Here is a 1,706-nt window from a genome sequence, read left to right as displayed (position 1 = left end):
ACCGTGACGCCGCCGGCCAGCGCGATCCCGCACTCACCCGACCGCAACGCCTGCGCCGCCAGGTGAATCGCCGTCAGCGACGACGAACACGCCGTGTCGATCGAGACCGCGGGACCCTGCAACCCCAGCGAATACGCCACCCGACCCGACGCCACACTCGCCGTCGTCCCCGTCAGGCCAAAACCACCAGCACCATCCTGCTCACCGGCCCGGTATCTCGAAGCGATGATGCCGGCATACACCCCCGTATCGGTCCCTTTCAACGAACCCGGGGCAATCCCCGCGTCCTCCAACGCCTCCCAGCACGTCTCCAAGAGAAGTCGCTGTTGGGGATCCATCCCCAACGCCTCACGCGGACTGATCCCGAAAAACTCCGCATCGAAATCACCCGCACCATCCAGGAACCCACCCACTCGGGCGTAACCCCCACCCGCGTCACCGGAATCCGGGTCCGACAAGCCCGCCACGTCCCAGCCACGGTTCACCGGGAACCCCGACATCCCATCGGAGCCCCCCGCAACCAACCGCCAGAAACCCTCCGGATCCTCCACCCCACCCGGGAACCGACAACCCATCCCCACGATCGCAATTGGTTCGCGCGACGCAGAAACAAGGTGGCTACTATACTGCCTTAGCCGTTCAGTCTCTTTCAGAGATACGCGCAGCGCTTCAAGGATCTCATCAGCAGATATACTCATCTTGACCCCATTCATTCAGTATGGCTACGCGTCATCTTTTCCCCTGCCAAACGCCATACGTACGAGGCCTTCGGCATCCATAGTATCGATCAGCTCGGCTTTGGTGCTCTGCTGTGGCGCGAGAGTGTCATCATGAAAATCAGCGAGCTTAAGCAATGCTTCCATGAGGCCTGCGTCGCGGAACCGAGACATAGGAACGGATGCCAATATTTTCCTGAGCACAGCTTCAGTGGGCTCATTCTGCCCATCGGCATCGGGGCAAATTTCTTCTCGCAGGTGCCGGGCGAGTTCGGCCGGGGTCGGTTGGTCGAAGGCCAGGGTGGCGGGAAGGCTCAGGCCGGTCTCGGCCGCGAGTCGGTTGCGGAGCTCCAGCGCGGTCAGCGAGTCGATGCCCATGTCACGGAACGCCCGCTGGGAATCGATCTCAGCCGGGCTGGTATGACCCAACACAACAGCGGTGGCAGCCTGAACGGCCCGCAGGACCTCCCGCTCCCGGTCCGCCGGACTGAGCACGGCCAGCCGCTCGGCCAGCCCACCGCCGGCCGCAGCCAGTGCAGCAGCGGGGCGGGCGGGCATTCCGGCTGCCAAACCGCTCAGCAACGGAAGCAGCGGTCGTCCCGGGCGTGACAGTCCCGTCAGGTCGAGGCGGGCCGGGACCGCCGACGGGACACCCCACGCGACCGCGGCCTCGAACAGTGCCAGACCCTGGACGGTCGTCATCGGCTGAACACCGCCGCGGCGCAGACGGGACCGACCCGCACCCTCCAGCTGCTCGGTCATCTCCGAGGTCTGTTCCCACAGGCCCCAGGCCAGCGACTGACCGGCCAGCTGCCGATCCCGGCGATAGACGGCCAGCGCATCCAGGAACGCGTTCGCCGCGGCGTAACTGCCCTGCCCCGCGCTCCCCATGACCGCTGCGGCCGAGGAGTACAGCACGAAGCCGGCCAGGCCCGCGTCTTCGGTCAGCTCGTGCAGGTTCCACGCCGCGTCAGCCTTCGCCGACAGCAC

Annotated in this window: 2 protein-coding genes; both read right to left on the bottom strand. The window is 65.8% G+C overall.

The window, feature by feature from the left end; genetic code table 11:
• A partial coding sequence (locus tag ABZ887_RS51080) for a beta-ketoacyl synthase N-terminal-like domain-containing protein (RefSeq protein ID WP_361306585.1) occupies positions 1-713 on the bottom strand: 713 nt, incomplete at its 3' end.
• A gap of 9 nt (positions 714-722) precedes the next feature.
• On the bottom strand, positions 723-1,706 hold a 984-nt coding region (locus ABZ887_RS51075; protein ID WP_361306583.1), incomplete at its 5' end, for a beta-ketoacyl reductase.

It is taken from the genome of Streptomyces sp. NPDC047061, assembly GCF_040643955.1.
Taxonomy (GTDB): Bacteria; Actinomycetota; Actinomycetes; order Streptomycetales; family Streptomycetaceae; genus Streptomyces.
The sequence above is the reverse complement of the archived record's forward strand: the minus strand, read 5'-3'. Positions and strand labels throughout refer to the sequence as shown.